We start from the raw sequence: 21844 nt of genomic DNA on the forward strand, positions 1-21844 counted from the left end.
TTCAAGCGAAATCGTCGCGGAGACGCTTCCCGGTGCAAGCGTGGTCAAGGCTTTCAACACGCTGCCGGCTGCCGTGCTGCAGGGTCGTCGTACTGACCGGCAACGATGAGGACGCCAACGCGCAGGTCGCAGCCCTGATCGAGAAACTGGGATTTGCTCCACTTAACCTTGGGAGCCTTGCGGTTGCTGCTCCCTTACAGCAGTTCGGTGGTCCACTGGTGCCCGTCAATCTGATTAAGAAGAGCTGAGAGAGCGCCCGCGCGTCCTGACGCCGAAGCAGCCGACTGGCGTGCAATGACTTTCGATGGGAGAGCCATTGCACGCCGCCGTAGCTAGGGCTGCGTCCAATGGCCCGTGATCGTAATCATCGCAAGCAGCTTCAACGTATTGCCGTAATAGTCTTCAGCTTCGACGGTTCTGTCCGTCATATCCATCCAAAGGGCATCTAGCCAATTCTGGTTCGTTGCTTCAATCGACGCGGATACGGCCAACATCGACACAAAGGTCACCGCATTACGACCACTTTGTGAAGTCGGTTTGCCGCTAAGATGATAGGTGTCCGCGAGTTTGGTAGGATCGCCGCGCGTAGCGCGCTTGATCCAACTATTGAGTGGCCTGAGCACATCAAGCGCCCTCTGATCGTCGTTTAGCAGATAATCAAGAGCGACCCGCCATGGATAGCGTGCTGCATTCCATGAATAGGCTCCGTCATTGGGACCCTCGAGAAAGTTGGCGCGTGCCGGATGCGGTTTCGTCGGGAGGCCTACAATGAAGTCTGGCATCAGTGCGGTCTGCGGGCTGAATTCAGTGCGGATCGCGTTAATGATCGAATAGGTTTCATCGCGCACATCGTACCAGTTTCCGTCGCCCGTTGCGTCGGCAAAGGCTTTGAAATGCGAAACCATGAAATCGGACGATCGGGTGGTGGCGGCGTATCGCCCCTCGTCAGCATGATCGACCCAGTCGCCGACGCGAACGAACTGGCTGTCGGCATCGATCTCGTGCCTTTCGATCGCAGAGATGACCTTCAGGGCTTCCTTGCGATAGTTCACGCCGCCATCGCTGCCCCACTTCTTATCTGCAAGTAGCAACGCATAGGCGATATCGAGGTCACCGTCGGAGGCACTGGTGTCTCCGGCGACATCCTTCGCATTGTCACACCCCCCAACCTGGTTCCAAGCCATGAGACCGGAGTGCGACGTCGCGGGATGGTCGCGGAAATAACGGACCATACCGTCAAATGCAGCGCGCGCGTCCGGATCGAAGTCCGCCATAAGAACTGAAATCAACATTCCATAGCCATGGGCTTCAGAAACGGTAATCGTGGATTTTGCCGTTCCGCCCCCGACGGACTTACCATCGACGGTGACGCCCACGTAATAGCGACCGCTCCCGCAGCCCTGCACCAAGTACACCGAGCGCCACTTGTTGTAGAAATCTACGAGAGACTGATCCAATTGCTGCTGTGTACGGCCGCTCGGTCGAATGCCTTGAGCAGACTGGGCATCACGCACCGAACCTCCAATTGCGGGCAGCAAGATGGAGATCAGCCCATAAAGACCATGTCTGAATTTCATGAATTCCTCCGGCTCAGATGATGACGTAGCGGGTGCGCAGGCCAACGTACCGTTGATGCCAGCATCACCATATACGATCGACTCTATGCTGAATGTATGACGTGTCGGCGATGTAACTGTCACCGTGCCTCGATGACCGCCTGCCCGCCGCAAGGTTTCACCAGCGGAACGGGGAACCCGGACATCGGATGAACTGTCGGTGCGTTTCATCCCAAACGCGAGCCTTCACTGCAATCCCAGTGGGTTTTCCATTGAGCAATGCGATCTGGCTTGGCTCGCCTCAAAGGTCCCCGGCAGAACCGAGGCGCCGCGGCCCGCCGTCGCAAGGCGTCTGCGGGTTCGTGCTTCGCGCGGCACCTTTTCGAATTTGTAGAGCATTATCGTCTAAATTATTCGGCTTTTGCGATGAGTTGGCTGGCGGCATAGTCGTTTCATAGGCGGCCGTGGTGGCCTGCCGATTTCAAAGGAAGCGCACAGGTCGCACACAGCAATCGCCCGTCAGGTAGAAGACCTGGCGTCCTTCCTCATCGTCCAAGCCGTTCTTCCCGCCGTCGGACGCATTTTGATCAGCCTGATTTTTCTGCTCTCGGGCCTGAACAAGCTCACTGCTCCGATCATGACGATCGGCTACATCGAATCAGTCGGCCTGCCGTTCCCGACACTGGCTTACGGCACTGCGGTGATCGTCGAGGTCATCGGCGGGGCCGCCCTCGTCCTCGGCTATCAGACGCGTCTCGTCGCGGCCGTACTCACCGCGTTTTCGCGCGCCACAGCAGTAAGCTTCCACAACGATCTCGCAGACCTGAACCAGTTCGTTCACTTCTTCAAGAACGTCGCCATGGCCGGCGGCCTTCTGCATGTCATCGCCTTCGGCGGCGGAAAGTTCAGCATCGACGGCTGGCGCCGCTAGACTGATGGATCGCGCCGGCTTTCGAGCCGGTGCTCGTGTTTAGTTTCAACTCCGAGCAAGCAAGGCAGACCCCATGCGTATTGTGAAGATCCTTCCGTTTGTCGCTTCGCTGCTTGCCGGCGGTTGGGCCATGGCAGCACCGCAAAACGAGGAAACGGCAATCGCCGTCAAATGGTACGAAGCCTTCGACAAGAACAAGCCGGAGATCCTTGAAGCCATCCTCGCCGATGGTTGGCGCGACATTCCCGATGCACCCGACGCCCCTCCTGGAGCGCAATCCGCAAAGGCCGCCCTAAAGATGCTTCACACCGCTTTCCCGGACTTTCAGATCACCGTCGAGGACGTCATCTCCGACGGAAACAAGGTCGTCGTCCGATCGACAATCTCGGGAACACACAAGGGATCATTTGCCGGCCTGCCGGCATCCGGGCGGAAACTGCTGAGCCAGGCCGTCGATATTCATCTTGTCGAAGACGGCAAGATCCAACAGACCTGGCACACCGAGGACTGGATGTCCGGCCTCACCCAGCTCGGCGCGTTCAAGCGCTAACGCTGCAAGCCGCAATACCAGTAAACGCATTTTTGCGCCTCACTCACCCCGAAATCCGATCAACAGGACGGGCAGGCCCCGCCCGGCCCATGGAGAAAGCCATGAGCTACGTCGTCAAATACAGCCAGTGGGGCGGTCCATCCGTCCTGCGCGTCGAACAGGAAAATGCCCACGCACCCGGCGCCGGCGAGGTGCTGATCAGGCAGGAAGCAATCGGCGTGAACTTCGTCGACACCATGTTCCGGGACGGCACCTTCAAGGCCGGCCTGCCTGGCGTGGCAGGCGTGGAGGGCGCCGGCATGGTCGATGCTGTCGGTTCGGGCGTTACCCGCTTTGCCCCCGGCGATCGGGTCGCCTATTTCTTCGCACCCGGCAGCTACGCCACAGAACGCGTTGTCAGCGAGGACGTGCTCGTGAAACTGCCCGACAATGTCCAGGCCGAGACGGCGGCGACCATTCTCACCAAGGGTCTGACCGCCTGGATGGCGATCAGCGCCATGGCCAAGCCGGACGACGGCGACCGCGTGCTCGTTCAGGGTGCGACAGGCGGCGTCGGCAACCTTCTTTCCCGTTGGCTGCGCAAGCGCGGGATCACGGTGATCGGAACCGGATCACATCGAAAGCAGGCCGGCCTGGAAAAGGCGGTCGATCACGCATTTGCCTACGGAACCGTCGCGCTCGACGAGCACATCCGCACCATCGCCCTCTATGGCGTCGATATCGTCTATGAACTGGTCGGCGCAGCGACCTTCGCCACGACGCTTGGCGTGATCCGCGATGGCGGAACGATTGCGGTGATCGGCGCGGCGTCCGGTGGCGCCGCCATCGATGAGGGAAGCCTTCACCGACGCGGTATCCGCTTGGTGCGCGCCAGCACCGGCCAGCATGTGACGAAGGACAACCTGCAGGCGGCCGCAGACGAGGTATTCGATGCCTGGCGGAACGGGGTATTCGGCACGGCCAGCGCCCGGAAGTATCCGCTGTGGGAAGCGCAGCGCGCGCATGCCGACATTCTCGAACGCCGCAGCAACGGCCCCATGGTGCTCGTCCCCTGATCGCCTTCGAAGGAAATCGTCATGCCCGGTTGTGATAATCTTCATCCAGCGTTGCGGGATATTGCGGCGGCCGACGACGCCGGCCGCAGCCGCCACCGCCCGTCGCTGGTCGAAGCTCTGGCGTCGATCGTCGTCCTCTTCCTCGTGTTTGCGGTCAACTTCGATCGATCGGTAGTGCCGATGCCGGAGCGCCCCCGGCGGTCGCCGCTTTCGATGAGACCGGGCCGGAGCCCGACCACTGCCAAGGGGTTTTTCGCTCCGGCGACTGTTGAGACGGCGATGGCGTCACCTTGGAAGGTGACGCCATTTGACCATATGCTCGCTGAGATCGAGCACATCGCCATCGACGGCGAAATCACCGTCGCCGCGATGATGGAGGGTCCGCCGCTCCTTGCGGTCCGTGTCGATCCACAGCCGTTCGGCCTCCAGGATGAAGAGGTTATAGGCCTCGACAAGCCTGGTATCGACCACCCTGCATTCGATGTTCGCAATGCATTCCGTGATCAGCGGCGCCGAGACGGCGCGTGCCGGCTGCGGCGTCAGGCCGAAACGCTCGAACTTGTCGACCGTGTCACCCGAGCAATTGCCGATATCGACGACCGCCCTTGCAAGATCGATTGTCGGGACGGCGATCACGCATTCGCCGGTCGCTCTCAAAGCGCGGTAGGTATGATCCCAGGGACCGATGACGCAGCCGATCAGCGGCGGTGCATGCTGGATCATCATGTGGAACCCCATCGTCATGACGTTGGGTATTCCTTCATAGCTGGTCGTCACGAGCACGATCGGACCCGGTTCAAGCTGACGAAAGGCCCCGGAGGCAGGTACTTCCTTCATGGGAAACTCCTTGATCCTCGGCCTCCCCGTTCCTCACGGGAACGCCGACATCACGATGTTGGTGATGGATGCTTACCAGCCCTGTTCGACCGGCAGGACGAAGAGCTCGGCCACGTTGACGTGGGCCGGCGCCTGTGCCGCAAACACGATCGTGTCGGCCACGTCGGCACTTTGGAGGAAGGTCATCTGCTTGGCGAGATCGTCCATCTGCTGGCGGTAGCCTGGATCGGTGATCTGGTCATAAAGTTCGGTCGCGACCGCGCCGGGCTGGATGCAGGTGACGCGGATGTTGTGTGTCTGGCCGACCTCCATGCGCAGGCCGTCGGAGAAAGCGGTCACCGCATGCTTTGTCGCGCAATAGACCGACAGTCCCTTGAAGACTTTGCGGCCGGCGATCGAGGAAGTGTTGAAGATGTGGCCAGAATGCTGCTTGATCATCTGCGGCAGCACGGCCGCCGTCGTGTTCAAGAGGCCCTTCACGTTGACGTCGACCATGCGAAGCCATTCGGTCGTCTTGAACTGGTCGATGTCGGAAAGCGGCATCAGGCCGGCATTGTTGAAAAGAATGTCGATTGAGCCATAGGCATCGACCAGCTTCTTCACACCTGCTTCGATGGAAGCAGGATCGACGACGTCCATCTCGATGACCAGGGCTTCGCCACCCGTCTTTATGATTTCAGCCTTCAGCTCTTCCAGACGATCGGTGCGCCGTGCGGCGATGCCGACCTTTACGCCGGCGGCAGCGAGGGCAAGCGCCGTTGCTGCGCCAATGCCGCTCGAAGCACCGGTGACCAGTGCGACTTTGCCGTTGATATTCGTCATGATCTGTCTCCTTGTTGCTTGAAAACCGCTCCGGAGGTGGAGAGATGTTCGCTTTCGACAAGAAGAACTCTAAGAAATCTGGACGGATCCCTCCCTCGGCGGCTTGCCGCGGCTATCGGGATCTTGCTCCATTTTCTACTCACGACGCCAACTGAGCCTACCCCCTCCGATAGTCGCTCGGCGAGAGCCCCGTTTCGCGGCGGAAAATCTGGGCGAAATGGCTGGGGCTGGAATAGCCCACCGAAAGGCCGATCTCGATGATGCTGGCTTCGGTCTCCTGCAGCAGTTGCTGGGCCTTGGCGACCCGCTGCCGGATGAAATAGTGCGAGGGGGGAAGACCGGTCGCTTTCTTGAACAGCCGGCTGAAGTGGAATTCGCTGATGCCGACCTCCTGCGCCAGGCGGCCGAGGTCGAACGGTTCTTCCAGCCGGTTCTCCATGAAAGCGATCGCGCGCCTGAGCTTTGTGCCGGGCAAGGCGTTCTGCGCACGCATCTCGGTATTGGCGACCGCATAGTGGCGCACGAGATGGACGGCAAGGCTTTGGGCCAGCCCTTCGACGTAAAGCGGGCTGCCACCGCCATCCGCTGCCAGTTCCTCGTGGAGGAGACCGAGGATATGCGAAAGCGTCGCGTCGCGGCCGCCCGACACCTCCTTCAGCGTCACGTTCCCGCCGTCCTTGCCGAACATCGCCTCGACGACCCGCTCAAACAGCGGCACGGAAACGTAAAGGTGCATCACGCGAAAGGATTGATCGCCATCGGCCTGCCAGCGCATTTCATAGGGAACCGGCGAGCAGGTCAGGAAGAAATCGCCGACCTCGACGCGGTTTGCCATCCATTCGCCGCCGAGATCCCGCTCCTCGACAACAGCACTGCCGGACATGATCCAGACAATGAGCGGCTCGGCCACGGCGGGCACCAGGAAGGGATGCTGAACACGGTGGCGCGACAGCACCTGTACGAAGACGTCCCTCCACGCCGGCCCGTCGCCGCTGATCAGCGTGTTTCCGCTGATATAGTCTTCGAGCCCGACGGGGGAGGTCCGCTCGGGGACGGGCAGGCAGGGTTCGTCCAAAGCCATGATCGTCTCCCACCCCATAGTTGGCCTCATGCCATGTGGCGCCGGAATCAAGGATATCCAGCGCCACGGAAAAGGAAAGAACCAAGACTTTCTGGCTATTCCGGCTTCCTCCCGTCACGGTAGAGGATCATGCCGGCGTGATGAAGCACCCCGTCGATGAAGTCGCCATCGGCAGTAAAACCGGTATCGTCCCAATAGTCGATGTGATTGCCGCGAACCTCGTATCGCCCTTGATAGGCGCTTTCCCGGCGGCCACGCGCCTCGTCATAACGGCCGTTCGGCAGCAGGTTGTGGCGAATGAGGCCGTCCGCGGTGATCCACATGCCGGCATAGGGATGCGTCTGGTCTGGTGCGGTCGTTTTCATCGGGGAATATCCTTCCTGGGCAGGAGCCATGCCAAGCAGCATCGCGGCAAGGCTCGCCGTTGCAACTCCAAAACCGTTTGCCATCCCAGCCTCCGCTCACATGCTGGCGGTGGGCCGGATGACGATTTCGCTGGTATCGACATCCTCGGGCTGGCCGATCACATGGACGATCGCCTCGGCGATTGTCTCCGGCTTCAGGGCGATCCGGCGATAGACGACCATCGCTTCGGCGGCGACGGGATCGGTGATCGAATGGGCTAGTTCCGTCTCTACGACGCCCGGATAGACGCAGGTCACCCGGAGCCGGTCGTTCTCCTGCCGCAGCCCGTCGGAAATCGCGCGCACCGCATATTTGGTGGCGCAATAGACGGCGGCCGTCGGCGAAACGCTGAGGCCGCCGACGGAGGAGACATTGATCACCTGCCCGGCACCCTGCCGGTTCATGGCCGGCAACACGGCGGCGATGCCATAAAGCACGCCCTTGATGTTGACATCGACCATCCGGTCCCACTCGTCCACCTTCAGCGATGCCATCGGCGAAAGCGGCATGACGCCGGCATTGTTGACGATGACATCAATGCGGCCGAAAGCCTCAAGCGCGGCATCGGCAAAGGCCTGGACATCCGCGCGAGACGTAACGTCGAGGCTTCGGTAGAGCGCCTTGCCGCCGGCAGCAGTGATCTCGGCCGCCAGCGTTTCGAGGCGCTCGGTGCGCCGTGCGCCGAGCACGACCACGGCGCCGGCCTTGGCAAGGGCGCGCGCTGTCGCCTCGCCGATGCCGCTGCTGGCGCCCGTGACGAGAACGATCTTGTTTGCGATATTGCTCATCGGATTGATCCTTTTTTGAAGTTGCGATGGTCAGGCGGCGCGGAGGCGCAGACGATCGTCACGCCGGCTCGAAGCCGCGCAGGGCGATGATCCGCGAAGCCGCCGCAGACTGTCTTTGCCTTGCGAGAGGCGCATAGGCCGGCGAGGCGAAAAGATCGCGGATTGCCTGCATGTCGGGGAATTCGATGATCAGCATGTTAGTCGCCTCCCAGCCTTCGAGCTGGAGCGGGGCATCATCAAGGGCAATCAGCCGGCCGCCGGCTTCGGCGACGAGCGGCAGGGCATTGGAGCGGTAATCGGCAATTGCATCATGGTCTTGAATGTCGAGATCGACAACGAGGTAGGCTGACATGGGTGGTTCCTGTTTGCTACGACCTCATCCAATCCGGATGGGTACACTGAACCTAGGCCCATCGCCGGCGGACCTCTCCTGCCGGCTTGCGCAAGCCGTCGGGATCTTGCGCATACTACACACGACGCATCGAACCGCCCTGCTGCGGCTTTGCACCTGTCGATTTTAGATTTTGTATTTTCTAACGGGGATTTAGCGGGGTTGATTATAGCGCTCTCGCGCAGTGTATCGTAGATTTGGCTATTATGGCGTGCTGTGGTGTGGTTACCGGCTATTGCATCCTCAGCACCATCTCCGCTGCCTTTTCCGCAATCATGATCACCGGGGAGTTCGTATTGCCGGACACGATCGTCGGCATGATCGAGGCATCGACGACGCGCAGCTTCTCAAGCCCGTGCACGCGCAGCTTTGCATCCACCACCGCCATCGGATCGCTTCCCATCCTGCAGGTGCCGACAGGATGAAAGATCGTGGTGGCGATATCACCTGCACGCCGGATCAACTCGTCATCGCTCTGATGTTCCCGGCCCGGCAGCATCTCCTGGGGTCGAAAACCGGAGATAGCCTTCGTTTCCATCAGGCTGCGCGCATGACGGATCGAATTTGCCGCGAGTAGCCGGTCGCCCGTGGTCGAAAGATAATTGGGACGAATTTCAGGGGCGGCCGAGGCATCACGTGTCGTTATATGCACCGTGCCGCGACTTTCCGGCCGGAGGTTGCAGACAGAGACAGTCACGGCAGGATAACGATGCAGCGGCTCGCCGAGCCGGTCGGTGCTGAGCGGCTGGACGTGATATTCGAGATCGGCGGTAGCGACGGACGGATCGCTTTTGGCGAAGATCCCGAGCTGGCTTGGCGCCATCGAGAGCGGACCGGAACGGCTGATCGCATACTGCAAACCCATGCCGGCACGGGTAAACAGGTTATGGTAAAGCTGGTTCAGCGTGCGCGCGCCCTCGATCTTGAAGACGGTTCGGATCTGCAGATGGTCTTGCAGGTTTTCGCCGACACCCTGAAGCTCATGATGCAGGGGAATGCCGAGGCTCGACAGCACATCCGGTCGCCCGACGCCCGAAAGCTCCAGAATTTTCGGCGAGTTGATCGAACCCGCAGACAGAATGACCTCGCGCGACGCGCGGGCAACGCAGGAGCGGCCATTGAGGCGAAAGCGCACGCCGGATACAGCCTCGCCATCAAATTCCAGCCGCTCGGTCTCCGCGCCCGTCAGCACGCGCAGGTTCTCCCGCTTCATCGCCGGGCGCAGGAAGGCTTTCGTCGTGTTCCAGCGCAGGCCGCCCTTCTGATTGACCTCGAAATAGCCGGACCCTTCATTGTCGCCGTCGTTGAAATCGTCGGTCTTGCGGATACCGAGTTCCTCGGCCGCATCGCGAAAGGCATCGAGGATCGGCCAGGACAGGCGCTGGCGTTCGACGCGCCACTCGCCTCCGGCCCCGTGCAAGGCCGATTTTCCGCGATAATTGTCTTCCGATTTCAGGAACCAGGGCAGCACGTCATCCCAGCCCCAACCGGCATTGCCTGCCTGCCGCCAGCCGTCGTAATCCGCCGCCTGCCCGCGCATATAGATCATGCCGTTGATCGAGGAGCAGCCGCCGAGCACCTTTCCGCGCGGATAATTGAGCGTCCGGCCATTGAGGCCGGCCTCGGCTGCCGTCTTCATCATCCAGTCGGTGCGCGGATTGCCCATGCAATAGAGGTAGCCGATCGGCACATGCACCCAGTGATACCGATCCGAGCCGCCGGCCTCGAGCAGCAGCACCCGGTTTCTCGGATCCGTCGAGAGCCGGTTTGCCAGTACGCAACCGGCCGACCCCGCGCCGACGACGATGAAATCGTAAACGCCTTCATCCATAGGCGCTTCATTCATGGGCATGGTCACGCTGTAACTCCTTTTGCGAGACTTTGCGCCTCCGAAAGCCGCCGCCACAGCGGTGTCATCGCCTCTTTGATATCGTTGTAAAGTCCGTAACGACGGGCGTAGTGGGCCGAAAGCGCAGCATTGGGCTGATAATGCCGATCGGTCCGCACCATGGCGGTGGCTCCTTCGGTGAAATCGGCAAACAACCCGACACCCGTCCCGGCCGCAATCGCAGCCCCTAGCGCCCCGGTCTCCCGCGACACAGCAACGGTGACGGGAACCCCCAATACATCCGCAAAAATCTGCGGCCAGAGCCTGCTGCGCGAGCCACCGCCGCAGAGCACCGCCTCCTCGAAGGTCGCACCCGCCTTGCGGATGGTCTCGATATGCTGACGATGACTGAAGGCGACACCTTCCAGAAGTGCGCGGATCAGATGCCCCTTGGTGTGCCAGCCAGCCATGCCATAGAAACCGGCCCGCGCATGGCCATCCTGCTGGGCGCCATAGAGATAGGGGTGATAGAGCGGATCATCCGCAACCGGCGCGACCGCAGCCGCGAGCGCGCAAGCCGCGTCGAAGGGCGAGACGCCCTCCTGATGCTCGTCCTCGAAGAATTCCCGCACCAGCCATTCGAGATTGGCGGCCGACGTGGCGCTGTTTTCCATCGCCATGTAGCGGCTGCGGTCGAAGGTGGAGGACATGAAAACCGGGCCATCAAGGTCGGGGCAATCGATGATCACCTGATTGATGCTCCAGGTGCCGGCGATGATCGAGGCGGTGCCGGTGCGCGACGCGCCCGAGCCGAGCGCCGACGCCACAACATCGAACAGCCCGCCAACAACCGGCGTGCCCGCGGCAAGCCCGGTCTCGTTCGCCACATCTTCTGTTACATGCCCTGCGATATCGGTGCTTTCGATCAACGGTGGCAGCATATGCATGCTGTCGGCAAGCCCGTAGGCCGCCATCAGCGTTCTGTCGTAGCGGCGGGCGGCGAGATCCAGCAAGCCGGCGCCGGACATGTCGGAAACCTCGCTGACACGGTTTCCCGTCAGCCGGTTGACGACGAAATCCTTGGAGAAGAACACCGTGCCGATGCGCTGGAAAAGCTCGGGACGATGGCGTTTCAGCCAGGCGAGCAGCGTCGGCGTTTGGGAGGGCCAGGGGCGCTGGCGAGCGATCGGCACTGTGCGGTCGCCGACCCCTTCGGCCGCCCATTCCTCAACAAGCCCGATCGCGCGCGTATCGAGCGACTGGATACCGAGAAGCGGCTGGCCGTCGCGATCGAGCGCATAGAGCCCGTTACCATGGCCGGCGCAGCCGATGGCCGCGATATCCTTGGCAGCAATGCCCGCTTTGTCGAGGCAGGTGCGGATCACCCGTTTGGCAGTGGCCCAGAGTTCGCCGAGATCGCGCTCCACATGACCGGGGCACGGCATGCGGCTATGGCCCTCCTCTCCGGCATAGGTCACCTCCCTGCCCTTAAGATCGAAGATCACAGCCTTGATGACGGTGTTTCCGGCATCGAGCCCCAACAGATATTTTTCCATTCCGAACCCCTCCCAAAAGGTTCTGACAGTCTTGCGCGGTTCGGCCGAAAGCCCAGCGCCGATACCCTCTTTTCCCCGTCGGGGAGAAGAGGAAACCCAACTTCATCCCTGCTGATAAAGCGCAAGCGCCTCCTCGCCACGCTTGTCCTCATGGATGATCGCCATCAGACCGCGCACGACGGCGCTCGGATTGGCATGCTGATAGATATTGCGTCCGTAGACCATGCCCATCGCCCCCTGCCGCATCAAGGCGGCGGATTTGGCGAAGACGGCGGACAGGTCTTCCTTGCCGCCGCCGCGCACCAGCACCGGGCAGCGCGCTGCCTCAACCACGCGGTGGAAGTCCTCCGCGTTGGTCGTCGGGTCGGCCTTGACGATATCGGCGCCCATTTCGCGGGCAAGTCGCGTCAGCGTCACGATCTTCTCAGCATCGCCATCGACCATATAGCCGCCGCGCTCGGTTACCGGCTGCATCACCAGCGGTTCGATCATCAGCGGCATGCCGTATTTCTCGCAGTCGGCGCGGACGCGGGCAATGTTCTGGACGCACTGGCGGAAGAGATCGGGCTCGTCCGGCAGCATGAACAGATTTACAACGACGCAGGCAGCATCCATCTGCAGCGCGCCGATCAGCGGCTCGGCCTCGTTCTGCAGCACGGCCCACATATCCCGGTGACGGAAGCGGTTGTAGGGGTTGCCCATGTCGATGCGCATGACCAGCGCCGGCTTGTCCTTGCCAGGCAGGTCCTGCAGAAGGTCGGCCTGGCCGTAATTCATCTGGATCGCATCGGGCTTCGCATCGACCAACGCCTTCACAACGGCCGGCATATCTTCCAGCCCGTCGAGAAAAGACGGCTCGTTACAAACGCCATGATCGATCGCCACATCCAGGCAACGGCCGTTGCCGAACAGCCGGTTCATCCGGACCTTGCTGATGTCTCGCATAGTTCACTCCTTTGTTCGTTCCTCGCGGAAAGGGTTTCCTCCGAAACGCCGTGGCGGTCGTTCAGGAGGGTCAGAAAACGGGCGCGCTCTTCGGCCGTGCGCTGGGGCGGCCAGCCCTTCTCGGCGGCGAGGATAGCAAGGGCGACATCTGCAACATCAAGCGAAAGCTCGCCGCTGACGGCCAGCGTCGTTCGCCGCAGCAGCAGATCATCCAGATGCTCGACTGCCTCAGAGCGGATGAGATGGATAAGTTCGCGGGCGCTGTAGCCGGCGTGGGGCAAGGCTTGATCCGCACCCACGGAAATAAAGCGGGCGATCTCGGCGGCATCGGTGCCATAGCGTGTAAAGAGCGTGGCGACACGATCGGCGGCAAGGCCAGTCGTGGCCGAAAGTTGCTGCAGCCAGTCATCGCGATCATCAGGAAAGCCGCGCCCTCCCCCGAACGTGCGTTCGGCTGTATCCAGCCGGCGCGGCAAGCCAAGCCGTTCCAGCGCCATGTCGGCGGCGAGTTCCCCGAAGGAACGGAAAGTCGTCCACTTGCCGCCGATCATGCAGAGCACCGGGGGACCGCCATTGCTGCCTTCAAGCATCGTGCAGAAATGATCGCGCGGAATGCGGCCGGTAAAACTGTCGTTGCTGGCGGGCAACGGCCGCACGCCTGCAAACTGGAAGACAATCTCTTCCGGCCGAATGACGATGCCCGGCAACACGAAGGCGAGCGATTGCAGGATATAATCCCGTTCGTCTGCCTCGCAGCGCACAGTTCCAGGGTCGTCCACCCGGATATCCGTGGAACCGACCAGCACCTTGCCGAGATAGGGAAACAGGATACAGATGCGTCCGTCCTCGTTCTCGTAATAGATCATGTGGCCGTCGAGCATGTCGCGCAGGCCGGGATGATCGATGATCAAGTGCGAGCCCTTCGTACCGCCCATCAGCGGCGCGGGCCGTGCATCCTCTGGAAAGAGCGCGCCGTTGGCAATATCGATCCAGCCGCCGGTGGCGTTGATGATGAGAGACGGCTTGATCGTCAGCACCTCGCCGGAGACGTGGTCGCGCAGGAGGAAACCTCCGGCCGGGGCTTGCTCGATCGTTGCGTAATTCAAAGCAGCGGCATTCGGGCCGGCAGAGAGCCCGTCGCGCAAGATCTCGACACCGATGCGCTCGGGGTGACTGACCCAGGCGTCGTAATAGGTGGCGGAATTGCGGATCGCGGAATTGAGCGCAGGCCATTTGGCAAGCGTGCTGCGACGACCGCGAAACTGATGCTTCGGCATCAATGCGCGCTTGCGGGTCAGGAAGTCATAGATGCCGAGCCCTGCCTTGATGGTGATGGCGCCCCGGCGGCTCGGGCGGCGGGTGAGGCCGAGGAAACGCACGATGCCGTTGCCGAGGCCGGAGAAGACATCGAAGATCGGAACGGTGGTCGGCAGCGGCGCGACGTAATGCGGCGCGTTGCGCAGCAACCGGTCACGCTCAGCCAGCGATTCCCGGACAAGGCTGAACTCGCCATTTTCGAGATAGCGCAGGCCGCCATGCACCATGCGCGACAGCGCTGCACTGGCACCCGAGCAATAATCGCCCCTCTCGACGAGCAGCACGTTCACACCCTGTAGCGCAAGCTCACGAAAGACGCTGAGCCCGTTGATGCCGCCGCCGAGGACGCACACGTCCACCTTCGGGCTCTTGCGGAGCCCGTCCAATGTCTCTTCACGGTTCATGATGACAGCCTGTTATCCGTCCATGTTGGCCAGTTTCGCAGCCAGCGCCGCGTCGATGGCCGAAAGTTCTTCCGCAGTAAGCCTGAGTGTTCCGGCCCGCGCATTGTCGAGCGCCTGCGCCGGGTTTCGCGCGCCACAGAGGGCAAAGGTCACGCCGGGCTGCGCCAGCGTCCAGGCGATCACCACCTGCGCGATGCTCGCCTCATGCCGCTCCGCGGCCGGCCGGATCGCCTCGGAAAACGCCTTCGCCTTCTGCCGGTTGGCGACGGAGAAGCGCGGGTTGTCGTTGCGCTGGTCATCACCCGAAAAGACGCGGTCCGGTTCGATGGTGCCGGAGAGCAGGCCGAGCGCCAGCGAAGAATAGCTGAGCGTCGACACGCCATTTTGAACGGTGAGCGGCAACAGGCCCGCCTCAATCTCGCGATCGATCATGCTGAACCGCTCCTGGATGGCATCGAGCGATCCGGTGCTGATGTATTGCTGAAGCTCGGAGCGATCGACATTACTGGCGCCGATGGCGCGGATCTTGCCGGCCGCCTTCAGCTCTTCCAGCGCCCGCACCGTCTCCTCGATCTGCGTCGTCGCGTCCTGCCAGTGGGTGATGTAGAGATCGATGTAATCCGTGCCGAGCCGGCGCAGGCTTTCCTCCACCTCATGGATGATCGAGTCGCGCCCGAGATAGCGGTGAACCGGTTTGCCGTCCTGATCGAAGAAGTGATTGCCCTTGCGCGTATGCCAGACAAGGCCGCATTTGGTGGCGATGACGGCCTTGTCGCGGCGCCCGGCAATCGCCTTGCCGACAATCTCTTCCGAGAGGCCGAGACCATAGGCCGGAGCCGTGTCAATGAGGGTCACGCCAGCATCGAGCGAGGCCTGAATGGCGGCTATGGATTGCGCCTCGTCGGTCCCGCCCCACATCCAGCCGCCGATCGCCCAGGTGCCGAGCCCGACGGCAGACGCCTTGACGCCGGAGCGCCCGATCTCGCGGATCAACTGTTCGCTGCTCATGCCGAAAACCCTTCCCCGGATGCTATTTCAAGAATGCGTGCCCCGGTCGCCTCGTCGGTGACGAGTGTATCGAGGTGGTTGCCTCGCATCACGCTCAGGATCGAGCTGGCCTTGTTGAGGCCGCTTGCCACGCCGATCTTCGTCGGGATCGAGGCGAACTCTTCCAGCGTCAGAGAAACGAGTACTCGGTTGAGACTGTAGTCGCAGACCCGGCCCTCACCATCGAGCAGATGAGCGAGCAGTTCCGCGCTCGCACCGGAATGTTCGATGGCCTTGCGGTCCTCGCTGGAGGAGGGGTGCAGATCGTAATAGGTCGAATCTGTGCTGAGGATCGAGCCGATGCCGACCACCGCAATCTTGGCCTCCCGCGCCCGCTGGAAGACATCGGCGACGGCGCGCATATTGATCAGCATGTCCCGCTGCTCGGCATCATCGGCAAAGAGCGGCGCATGGATCTGATAGGAGCGTCCACCGAGCCGGTCTGCCATCAGGGTCGAGACGTGGTTGACGTCGGTATAGTGCTTGCCCTGCACGCAGCCGGTTGCCGGGATCACCTCGACATCGAAGCGGCGAGCGGGCTGCAGGCCGGCGACGACGGCGCCGACACCCTTGCCGCCGGTGATGCAGATCGTGTCGCCATCAGCGATTTCCTCCAGCAGCAGCCGTGCCGCCGCCTCCCCAACCGCTTGCAGCGCCGTCTGCGGATTATCGGAAACGGTCGGCACCACCACGGCGCGACCGATGCCGCCGAGTGCCAGCAGGCGTTCTTCCATATCCACCAGCGGTTCGACCGGCGACTTGATCTTGATTTCGACGAGGCCGAGTTGGCGGCCGCGCTTGATCAACCGGTTCACGGTGGCGTGCGAGATGCCGAGCTGGTCGGCAATCTGCGACTGCGTCAAACCTTCGAGAAAGTGCAGCACGAGCGCCTGGTGCATCTGGCGCGCGATGACGATTTCCTCGCGCGGCGCAGTTGTCTTGGGTTTCAGCTTGGCAATCGGCATATCAGGCGGCCTTCCGCTTGTGCAGGAAATGGTCGATGGAGACGGCAGCGAGCAGAATGCAGCCTTTGATCATGTCCTGCCAATAGACGGAAACGTCGAGCAGGATCAGCGATGAGGTGACGACCGAGAGCAGCGCGATGCCGAGGATGGCACCGAAGATCGTACCCGAGCCGCCGTTCAGCGAAGCGCCGCCGATGACCGCCGCAGCAATGATGTTCAGCTCCATGCCGACGCCGAAAGTGGGCGTCGCGGCACCGAAGCGGGACATATAGATGACGCCTGCGACACCGGCGAGCGTCGAGCACAGAACCGTCACCCAGAACTTCACCTGGTTGGTGCGGATGCCGGAATAGAGCGCCGCCTTCTCGTTGCTGCCGGTATAGAACACCTTGCGGAAGGCCGTTGCCCGGCGCAGCAGGAAATCAAACAGGATGACGACGGCGACGAAGATCAGGATCACATAGGGAACGCCGTAGAAGGTGCCTTGCCCGACCACCTTGAAGCCCGCCGGCAGCGTGAAGAGCGACAGCGGCGTGCCCTTGGTGATGACCAGGCAAAGCCCGCGCACGATCACCATGCCGGCAAGCGAGGTGATGAAGTGGTTGAGCCCCACCACCGTCACGAAGAACCCCATGATCGCCCCAATGGCGCCGCTGGCGAGAATGCCGATCAGCGAGGCCGTCCACGGATCGAGCCCGGCAAGGAAAAGCGAGCCGGAGAGCACCATGGCAAAGCAGACGACGGAGCCGACCGCGAGATCGATACCGCCGACGATGAGCAGGATTGTCATGCCGACGACGACGATGCCTTCCACCGAAAAGCTCATCAGCATGGCGCGGAAGTTGCCGAGCGTGAGGAAGTGCGGCGAGGCAAAGCTCATGATCACGCAGAGCGTCAGGATGATCGCGATCAACCCCGCTTCGCGCATGGTGCCGATGCGTTTCCAGTGCCCCGTCTTCGGCATGTCCGCCGCCATCGTGTCGATTGCCATTCCCGTCTCTCCCTCCTTACGCGGCATGATATGCCGTCCTTGCCGCACTAATCCCCGATGCAAGACGGATCACGGCTTCTTCCGTCATGTCTTCCGGGCCAAGCTCGCCGGCAAGACGTCCCTCCCGGACGACCAGCACGCGGTCGCAAAGTCCGAGCAATTCCGGCATTTCCGATGAGATGACGACGATGCCGATGCCTGAGCGCGCGAGATCGCGCAGCAGCCGATGGATTTCGGTCTTGGCGCCGACATCGATGCCGCGCGTCGGCTCGTCCATCAGAATCACCTTGGGCTTCACCACAAGCTGCTTGGCGATCGCCACCTTCTGCTGGTTGCCACCGGACAGCGACTTCACCGGCGCCTCGACGCCGCCCATGCGCACGGCAAGCCGCCGCGCGAAATCCTCCGCCAGCGCCGCCTCGGCACGGCCGTTCAGCAGGCCCGCATGGTTAGTGAGCGCCTTCAAGTTCAGCACCGAGATGTTCTGCGCAATCGACATTTCGAGAAAGATGCCGGACCCCTTGCGGTCTTCCGACAGATAGACGATGCCCGTCTTGACCGCATCCGCATAGGCTCGGATCGCCTGCGGCTTGCCATGCAGGCGGACTTCGCCTGCCGTATGTGCGCGAAGCCCGCAAATGCCTTCGGCGATCTCCGTGCGGCCGGAGCCGATCAGGCCACCGATGCCGAGGATTTCACCCCGGCGCAGATCGAAGCTGACATCATGGAATCGAGCGCCATCGCCGAGGCCATCCACTTCGAGGATGGTTTCGCTGGAGGCGTCTTCGGCCCCGAGCTTTTCCGGATAGAGCTGGGTGATCTCGCGGCCAACCATGCGGCGCACAACATCATCGGCCGTGATATCGTCGATCTTGTCGGTGCAGACATAGCGGCCGTCACGAAAGACGGTCACGCGGTCGCAGAGGCTGAAGATCTCGGCCATGCGGTGGCTGATATAGATGATCGAGATGCCGTTCGCCTTGAGGTCGCGGATGATGGAGAAGAGCTGCTGCGCCTCGGTTTCGGTAAGCGCTGCGGTCGGCTCGTCCAGAATGAGCACGCGGCAGTCGAGCGTCAGCGCCTTGGCGATCTCGACAAGCTGCTGGCTGGAAATCGGCAGATCCGCGACCTTCTGGCGGACGTCGATGGCGGCCAGCCGGTTCATCACCCGCTGGGCATCGCGCTCCAGAGCACCGTAATTCATGAAAGGGGAACGCCGGCGACTGGTCGCGGCCATGAACATATTCTCGGCCACCGTCGCATCAGGGCAGAGCGCGATTTCCTGATGCACCAGACCAATGCCGAGGGCCTGCGCGGCAGCCGGTGAAGCGATGCGGATGGGTTTTCCATCGACGCGGATTTCGCCGTCGGTCGGCTGTAGGACGCCAGCGATGATGTTCATCAGCGTCGACTTTCCGGCGCCATTTTCGCCGCAGAGCGCATGGACTTCGCCGCGCTCGAGCGTGAAGTTGACATCCGTCAGCGCCCGGATCGCCCCGAAATGCTTGGTCATACCTTGAATGGTGAGCACCGGCTCCGCCATCTTCATTTTCCTTATTCATAGCCGGACCCGGATCGAGGTGGCTGTGATAATCTGCCTCTTCTCCCCGGCGGGGAGAAATGCCTCGCTTGCAAAGCGATGAGGGGGGAGTGCGGCAAGTTCAGAGCCAGCCATCCCCCTCATCCGGCCCTCCGGGCCACCTTCTCCCCGCCGTGGAGAAGGGGGCAAAGGCCGATGCCCTTACTCCTCGATACCCTTCGTGCCGCGCCGCTTCAGGTACTTATCCCAATAGAAGTCGTCGGCATTTTCGGCAGTGACGATCGAAAGACCATTATCGACCACCGGGATGCTCATCGGGTTGAAGCCCGAGCGCTTGGCGTCGTTCATCGGGTCGATCAGTTCCGGATGCTTGGAAAGCCACAACAGCATGAAGCCCATGTAACCCTGCATGCCCTGGTTCGGGTTGATCGAGCCGAAGACTTCGCCAGCCTTGATCATGTCGAGAATGTTGGCGTTGACGTCGGCGCACATGACAAGAACCTTGCCGCCGTTTTCCTTGGACGCCTGTGAGGCGCCGATCGCGGAGTTCGCTTCCGGCATGAAGACCGCGCCGAGATTCGGATTGGCCTGGATGATGCTTGAAAGCCCCTGATAGGCCTTGGTCGGGTCCTGGTTGGAAGCAGCACGACCGACCAGCTTCATGTCCGGCCACTTTTCTTTCATACGGCCGATGAAGGCCGCGATGCGCTTGTCGTGATTGTCCTGGCCCGGATTTTCCAGAACTGCATATTCGCCCTTGCCACCCAGCTTCTCGGCGATTGCGTCGGCGGCATAGATGCCTTCGCGGGTGTTGTCCGAGGTGATAAACGAGACGCGCTTGGAAAGCGGCGAGTCGGCGGCAAACGTGACGACGGCAGTGCCCTGCTCGATGGCGCGGTTGATCGGCTCGATGAACGGATCGGAGTTCATCGGATGGACGAGGATGCCAGCCGGATTCTGGGCCAGAGCCTGGTCGAAGGTGGCGATCTGCTTGTTGACGTCATATTCCGGCGTGCCGGTATATTCGGTTTCGCAGCCGAGCTGCTGGCCTGCCTGCTTGAACATTTCATAGACCGGGAACCAGTATTCCACGCCCGAGACCATGACGTTCATGACGTATTTTTCACCAGGCTTGCAGCGGAACGGATTGTCCGTTTCCGCGGATGCTGTGCCGGTAAAAAGCGTTGCTGCAAGGACCACCATGGCGGTCGAGCTGATAAATTTGCGCAAGATTCCTCCTCGAGGCCGAAGCCCCTCCCAAAAGCCTGAGGGCGTCACGTCGACGCCGCTGATCGCGTTGAAACCGAACTTCCTCCTCGAAGTCCGATGAGAACAATAAAGGCGAAGACGAAATGTATGTCAATATAATTCACTGAATGAAATATATTTCATAGATAAGCGAAACGGACTGAATACATTCCAAGCCGCAATCCCTGCACCATCCCGATATCGCAGCTCAACAGGTATGACGTAGTGTAAAGCTGCCACTGAGAGTATCGGCACCAGCGAGGCGCGAACGGCCGCGCTGGTGCCGATACTCTCAGTGGCGGACCGGTTCCGCGCTACCTGCTGACGCGCAGGTTGGACAGCGGCTCGCCGATCTAAGGGCTGACTGCAGGCCGCGCTCATCGGCGAGTTGAAGACGAGGGCGTTCTGGCTGGCGCAGCCCTTCATCGGGTTCTACGCGCTGACGTTCGGGCCGTTGAAGACGATGGTACGGGTGATCACTGAGGAACTTCCCGCCGGCAATGGAGAGCTTCTTCGCAACCCTCAAGTCCGAGCTCTTCTATCCCAATCGTTTCGAAAGCACCCAGAGCCTGAAGAACGGCATCAAGGACTATATCCACTACTACAATCATCAGCGCATCAAGCTGAAACTGAAAGGACTGAGTCCTGTGCAATACAGAACTTAGTCCCTTGTGTCATAGCCCAGCAACCGTCCAACTTTATGGGGTCAGTTCAATTTCTCCGTGCGGGCTTTTGTGTTTAGATTTGGTTGCGGGGGCCTGAGCCCACAGAGACTTGTTTTTTCTCACCTCAATGTCAATCGAACCGGGGGTCTCCACGGTTTCATGTGCTAGGAGCAAACATTTAGGATGCCAACGCCGAAGGTGCGAATGGGTTTCTTGAACGAGCGCATAGGCCTTGGCCTTTCAGGCCGCGATCGGGTTGGTGTGACCATAAAAATTTGGGTGGCTATAGCTAAAATGCCGTCGGATTTATTCACCTGCTATTTTCGCCGAATCTGTCAAATATAGCGATCACTGCAATAGCTCCGTTTAACCGATGACCCTGCAATTTCGATTTCGCCCAGCCGCAATCGTCGCGCATATCAAGAGCGCAACGCTCGGCGCCCTTACCTCGGCGGCTGGGATGACCGCGGTCGTTTGCTTGTTAAGCCTGCTTGTTCCCGAACGTCCGTTTTGGGTAGAATTAACGGCTGTGGCGTTGATATCGGCGGCTGTTACATTTCCGCTGCAATTTGCGCTTCACCGACGCAAAAAAGCGCTTCGTGATCTCCAGAAAGAACTTCAGCACGCCCTCCACCAGGATCCCATCATAGTTACACTGTGCGCCGACGCATTTGCGACCCCCGTCGAACATGCGATAGACCGCAGGCGCGTGAGCACCGCGGAAAGCCCGGATGGCGTCATTCTCGTTGTCAGGGTCGGCAACTTCGATGAGATCGGTCGTCGCTATGGACCGCAATGGGCAGATACACTGCTTCAATCGATGGCTTGGATCGTCCATTCTTCTGTGCGCCATGGTGATCTCGTCGCCCGCGTTGCCTCCGACGAAGTCGGGATCTATCTGCCAAACGCAACAATGGAAAAT

General features: G+C 61.1%; 21 protein-coding genes and 1 pseudogene. 6 read left to right on the top strand and 16 right to left on the bottom strand.

The window, feature by feature from the left end:
• Positions 1-32 precede the first annotated feature (32 nt).
• Positions 33-248, top strand: a complete 216-nt coding sequence (locus PMI09_RS31560; RefSeq protein WP_007788973.1) for a hypothetical protein — start codon at positions 33-35, stop codon at positions 246-248.
• Between the two features lie 84 nt (positions 249-332).
• Here the strand turns inward: PMI09_RS31560 and PMI09_RS03640 are convergent, their stop codons facing one another.
• Entirely contained in the window at positions 333-1787 is a 1455-nt protein-coding gene (locus tag PMI09_RS03640; RefSeq protein WP_202801597.1) for a glycosyl hydrolase family 8, read from the bottom strand.
• A 316-nt stretch (positions 1788-2103) separates the two neighbouring features.
• Between PMI09_RS03640 and PMI09_RS03645 the strand changes: the two genes are divergently transcribed.
• From PMI09_RS03645 to PMI09_RS03655, 3 genes are all read left to right on the top strand, one after another.
• Positions 2104-2487, top strand: a complete 384-nt coding sequence (locus PMI09_RS03645) for a DoxX family protein (protein WP_443216164.1) — start codon at positions 2104-2106, stop codon at positions 2485-2487.
• A gap of 73 nt (positions 2488-2560) precedes the next feature.
• Positions 2561-3037 carry an ester cyclase gene (locus PMI09_RS03650; RefSeq protein WP_007788979.1) on the top strand — a complete coding sequence of 159 codons (477 nt, stop codon included), beginning with the start codon at positions 2561-2563 and terminating at the stop codon, positions 3035-3037.
• A gap of 101 nt (positions 3038-3138) precedes the next feature.
• Positions 3139-4092, top strand: coding sequence for an alcohol dehydrogenase catalytic domain-containing protein (locus tag PMI09_RS03655; protein ID WP_007788981.1), 954 nt, complete (start codon positions 3139-3141; stop codon positions 4090-4092).
• A 285-nt stretch (positions 4093-4377) separates the two neighbouring features.
• Here PMI09_RS03655 and PMI09_RS03660 read toward each other — a convergent pair whose 3' ends face one another.
• The 15 genes from PMI09_RS03660 to PMI09_RS03730 all read right to left on the bottom strand — a co-directional run bounded on the left by PMI09_RS03660 (position 4378) and on the right by PMI09_RS03730 (position 20239).
• A complete protein-coding gene (locus tag PMI09_RS03660; RefSeq protein WP_007788984.1) occupies positions 4378-4929 on the bottom strand; it encodes a flavin reductase family protein in 552 nt (183 codons plus the stop codon).
• 72 nt (positions 4930-5001) lie between these two features.
• On the bottom strand, positions 5002-5751 hold the full coding sequence (locus PMI09_RS03665) for an SDR family oxidoreductase (protein WP_007788986.1): 750 nt from the start codon (positions 5749-5751) through the stop codon (positions 5002-5004).
• 157 nt (positions 5752-5908) lie between these two features.
• Entirely contained in the window at positions 5909-6832 is a 924-nt protein-coding gene (locus PMI09_RS03670) for a helix-turn-helix domain-containing protein (protein ID WP_037081821.1), read from the bottom strand.
• A gap of 95 nt (positions 6833-6927) precedes the next feature.
• Positions 6928-7227 (bottom strand): Atu4866 domain-containing protein, encoded by a 300-nt coding sequence (locus PMI09_RS03675; protein ID WP_244423713.1) that lies wholly within the window; start codon positions 7225-7227, stop codon positions 6928-6930.
• A 66-nt stretch (positions 7228-7293) separates the two neighbouring features.
• Complete coding sequence (locus PMI09_RS03680) at positions 7294-8025, bottom strand: SDR family oxidoreductase (RefSeq protein WP_007788992.1); 732 nt, start codon at positions 8023-8025, stop codon at positions 7294-7296.
• Between the two features lie 58 nt (positions 8026-8083).
• On the bottom strand, positions 8084-8377 hold the full coding sequence (locus PMI09_RS03685) for a DUF1330 domain-containing protein (RefSeq protein WP_007788994.1): 294 nt from the start codon (positions 8375-8377) through the stop codon (positions 8084-8086).
• A gap of 271 nt (positions 8378-8648) precedes the next feature.
• Complete coding sequence (locus PMI09_RS03690) at positions 8649-10268, bottom strand: GMC family oxidoreductase (protein ID WP_085990661.1); 1620 nt, start codon at positions 10266-10268, stop codon at positions 8649-8651.
• 2 nt (positions 10269-10270) lie between these two features.
• Positions 10271-11800: an FGGY-family carbohydrate kinase gene (locus tag PMI09_RS03695; RefSeq protein WP_007788998.1), complete on the bottom strand. Its 1530-nt coding sequence runs from the start codon at positions 11798-11800 to the stop codon at positions 10271-10273.
• Positions 11801-11902: 102 nt separating this feature from the next.
• Entirely contained in the window at positions 11903-12745 is an 843-nt protein-coding gene (locus PMI09_RS03700) for a class I fructose-bisphosphate aldolase (RefSeq protein ID WP_007789000.1), read from the bottom strand.
• Entirely contained in the window at positions 12718-14466 is a 1749-nt protein-coding gene (locus PMI09_RS03705; protein ID WP_007789002.1) for a glycerol-3-phosphate dehydrogenase/oxidase, read from the bottom strand. The genes PMI09_RS03700 and PMI09_RS03705 overlap by 28 nt, the downstream gene beginning before the upstream one ends.
• A 12-nt stretch (positions 14467-14478) precedes the next feature.
• A complete protein-coding gene (locus PMI09_RS03710) occupies positions 14479-15474 on the bottom strand; it encodes an aldo/keto reductase (RefSeq protein ID WP_007789004.1) in 996 nt (331 codons plus the stop codon).
• Entirely contained in the window at positions 15471-16478 is a 1008-nt protein-coding gene (locus PMI09_RS03715) for a sugar-binding transcriptional regulator (protein WP_007789006.1), read from the bottom strand. The genes PMI09_RS03710 and PMI09_RS03715 overlap by 4 nt, the downstream gene beginning before the upstream one ends.
• A gap of 1 nt (position 16479) precedes the next feature.
• Complete coding sequence (locus PMI09_RS03720) at positions 16480-17469, bottom strand: ABC transporter permease (RefSeq protein ID WP_037081824.1); 990 nt, start codon at positions 17467-17469, stop codon at positions 16480-16482.
• Between the two features lie 16 nt (positions 17470-17485).
• The gene (locus PMI09_RS03725) at positions 17486-19012 is read right to left on the bottom strand and encodes a sugar ABC transporter ATP-binding protein (RefSeq protein WP_007789010.1); all 1527 of its coding nucleotides are present in this window, start codon (positions 19010-19012) and stop codon (positions 17486-17488) included.
• Between the two features lie 198 nt (positions 19013-19210).
• Positions 19211-20239: a substrate-binding domain-containing protein gene (locus tag PMI09_RS03730; RefSeq protein ID WP_007789014.1), complete on the bottom strand. Its 1029-nt coding sequence runs from the start codon at positions 20237-20239 to the stop codon at positions 19211-19213.
• Positions 20240-20754: 515 nt separating this feature from the next.
• Here PMI09_RS03730 and PMI09_RS29985 point away from each other — a divergent pair.
• A pseudogene (locus PMI09_RS29985) lies at positions 20755-20922 on the top strand (IS3 family transposase); the annotation flags it as partial.
• Between the two features lie 460 nt (positions 20923-21382).
• Positions 21383-21844 (top strand): GGDEF domain-containing protein (locus PMI09_RS03735; RefSeq protein WP_244423712.1); only part of this gene is annotated, 462 nt, incomplete at its 3' end.

Source organism: Rhizobium sp. CF122 (genome assembly GCF_000282035.1).
Taxonomy (GTDB): domain Bacteria; phylum Pseudomonadota; class Alphaproteobacteria; order Rhizobiales; family Rhizobiaceae; genus Rhizobium.

What these genes read in the sequence shown, in the direction of transcription:
- PMI09_RS03675 (WP_244423713.1), bottom strand. Translation starts at nt 7,227, where the DNA reads ATGGCTCCTGCCCAGGAAGGATATTCCCCGATGAAAACGACCGCACCA.
- PMI09_RS03670 (WP_037081821.1), bottom strand. Translation starts at nt 6,832, where the DNA reads ATGGCTTTGGACGAACCCTGCCTGCCCGTCCCCGAGCGGACCTCCCCC.
- PMI09_RS03720 (WP_037081824.1), bottom strand. Translation starts at nt 17,469, where the DNA reads ATGGCAATCGACACGATGGCGGCGGACATGCCGAAGACGGGGCACTGG.
- PMI09_RS03700 (WP_007789000.1), bottom strand. Translation starts at nt 12,745, where the DNA reads ATGCGAGACATCAGCAAGGTCCGGATGAACCGGCTGTTCGGCAACGGC.
- PMI09_RS03695 (WP_007788998.1), bottom strand. Translation starts at nt 11,800, where the DNA reads ATGGAAAAATATCTGTTGGGGCTCGATGCCGGAAACACCGTCATCAAG.
- PMI09_RS03715 (WP_007789006.1), bottom strand. Translation starts at nt 16,478, where the DNA reads ATGCCGATTGCCAAGCTGAAACCCAAGACAACTGCGCCGCGCGAGGAA.
- PMI09_RS03725 (WP_007789010.1), bottom strand. Translation starts at nt 19,012, where the DNA reads ATGGCGGAGCCGGTGCTCACCATTCAAGGTATGACCAAGCATTTCGGG.
- PMI09_RS03690 (WP_085990661.1), bottom strand. Translation starts at nt 10,268, where the DNA reads ATGCCCATGAATGAAGCGCCTATGGATGAAGGCGTTTACGATTTCATC.
- PMI09_RS03680 (WP_007788992.1), bottom strand. Translation starts at nt 8,025, where the DNA reads ATGAGCAATATCGCAAACAAGATCGTTCTCGTCACGGGCGCCAGCAGC.
- PMI09_RS03665 (WP_007788986.1), bottom strand. Translation starts at nt 5,751, where the DNA reads ATGACGAATATCAACGGCAAAGTCGCACTGGTCACCGGTGCTTCGAGC.
- PMI09_RS03650 (WP_007788979.1), top strand. Translation starts at nt 2,561, where the DNA reads ATGCGTATTGTGAAGATCCTTCCGTTTGTCGCTTCGCTGCTTGCCGGC.
- PMI09_RS03705 (WP_007789002.1), bottom strand. Translation starts at nt 14,466, where the DNA reads ATGAACCGTGAAGAGACATTGGACGGGCTCCGCAAGAGCCCGAAGGTG.
- PMI09_RS03685 (WP_007788994.1), bottom strand. Translation starts at nt 8,377, where the DNA reads ATGTCAGCCTACCTCGTTGTCGATCTCGACATTCAAGACCATGATGCA.
- PMI09_RS03655 (WP_007788981.1), top strand. Translation starts at nt 3,139, where the DNA reads ATGAGCTACGTCGTCAAATACAGCCAGTGGGGCGGTCCATCCGTCCTG.
- PMI09_RS03640 (WP_202801597.1), bottom strand. Translation starts at nt 1,787, where the DNA reads ATGAAACGCACCGACAGTTCATCCGATGTCCGGGTTCCCCGTTCCGCT.
- PMI09_RS03710 (WP_007789004.1), bottom strand. Translation starts at nt 15,474, where the DNA reads ATGAGCAGCGAACAGTTGATCCGCGAGATCGGGCGCTCCGGCGTCAAG.
- PMI09_RS03660 (WP_007788984.1), bottom strand. Translation starts at nt 4,929, where the DNA reads ATGAAGGAAGTACCTGCCTCCGGGGCCTTTCGTCAGCTTGAACCGGGT.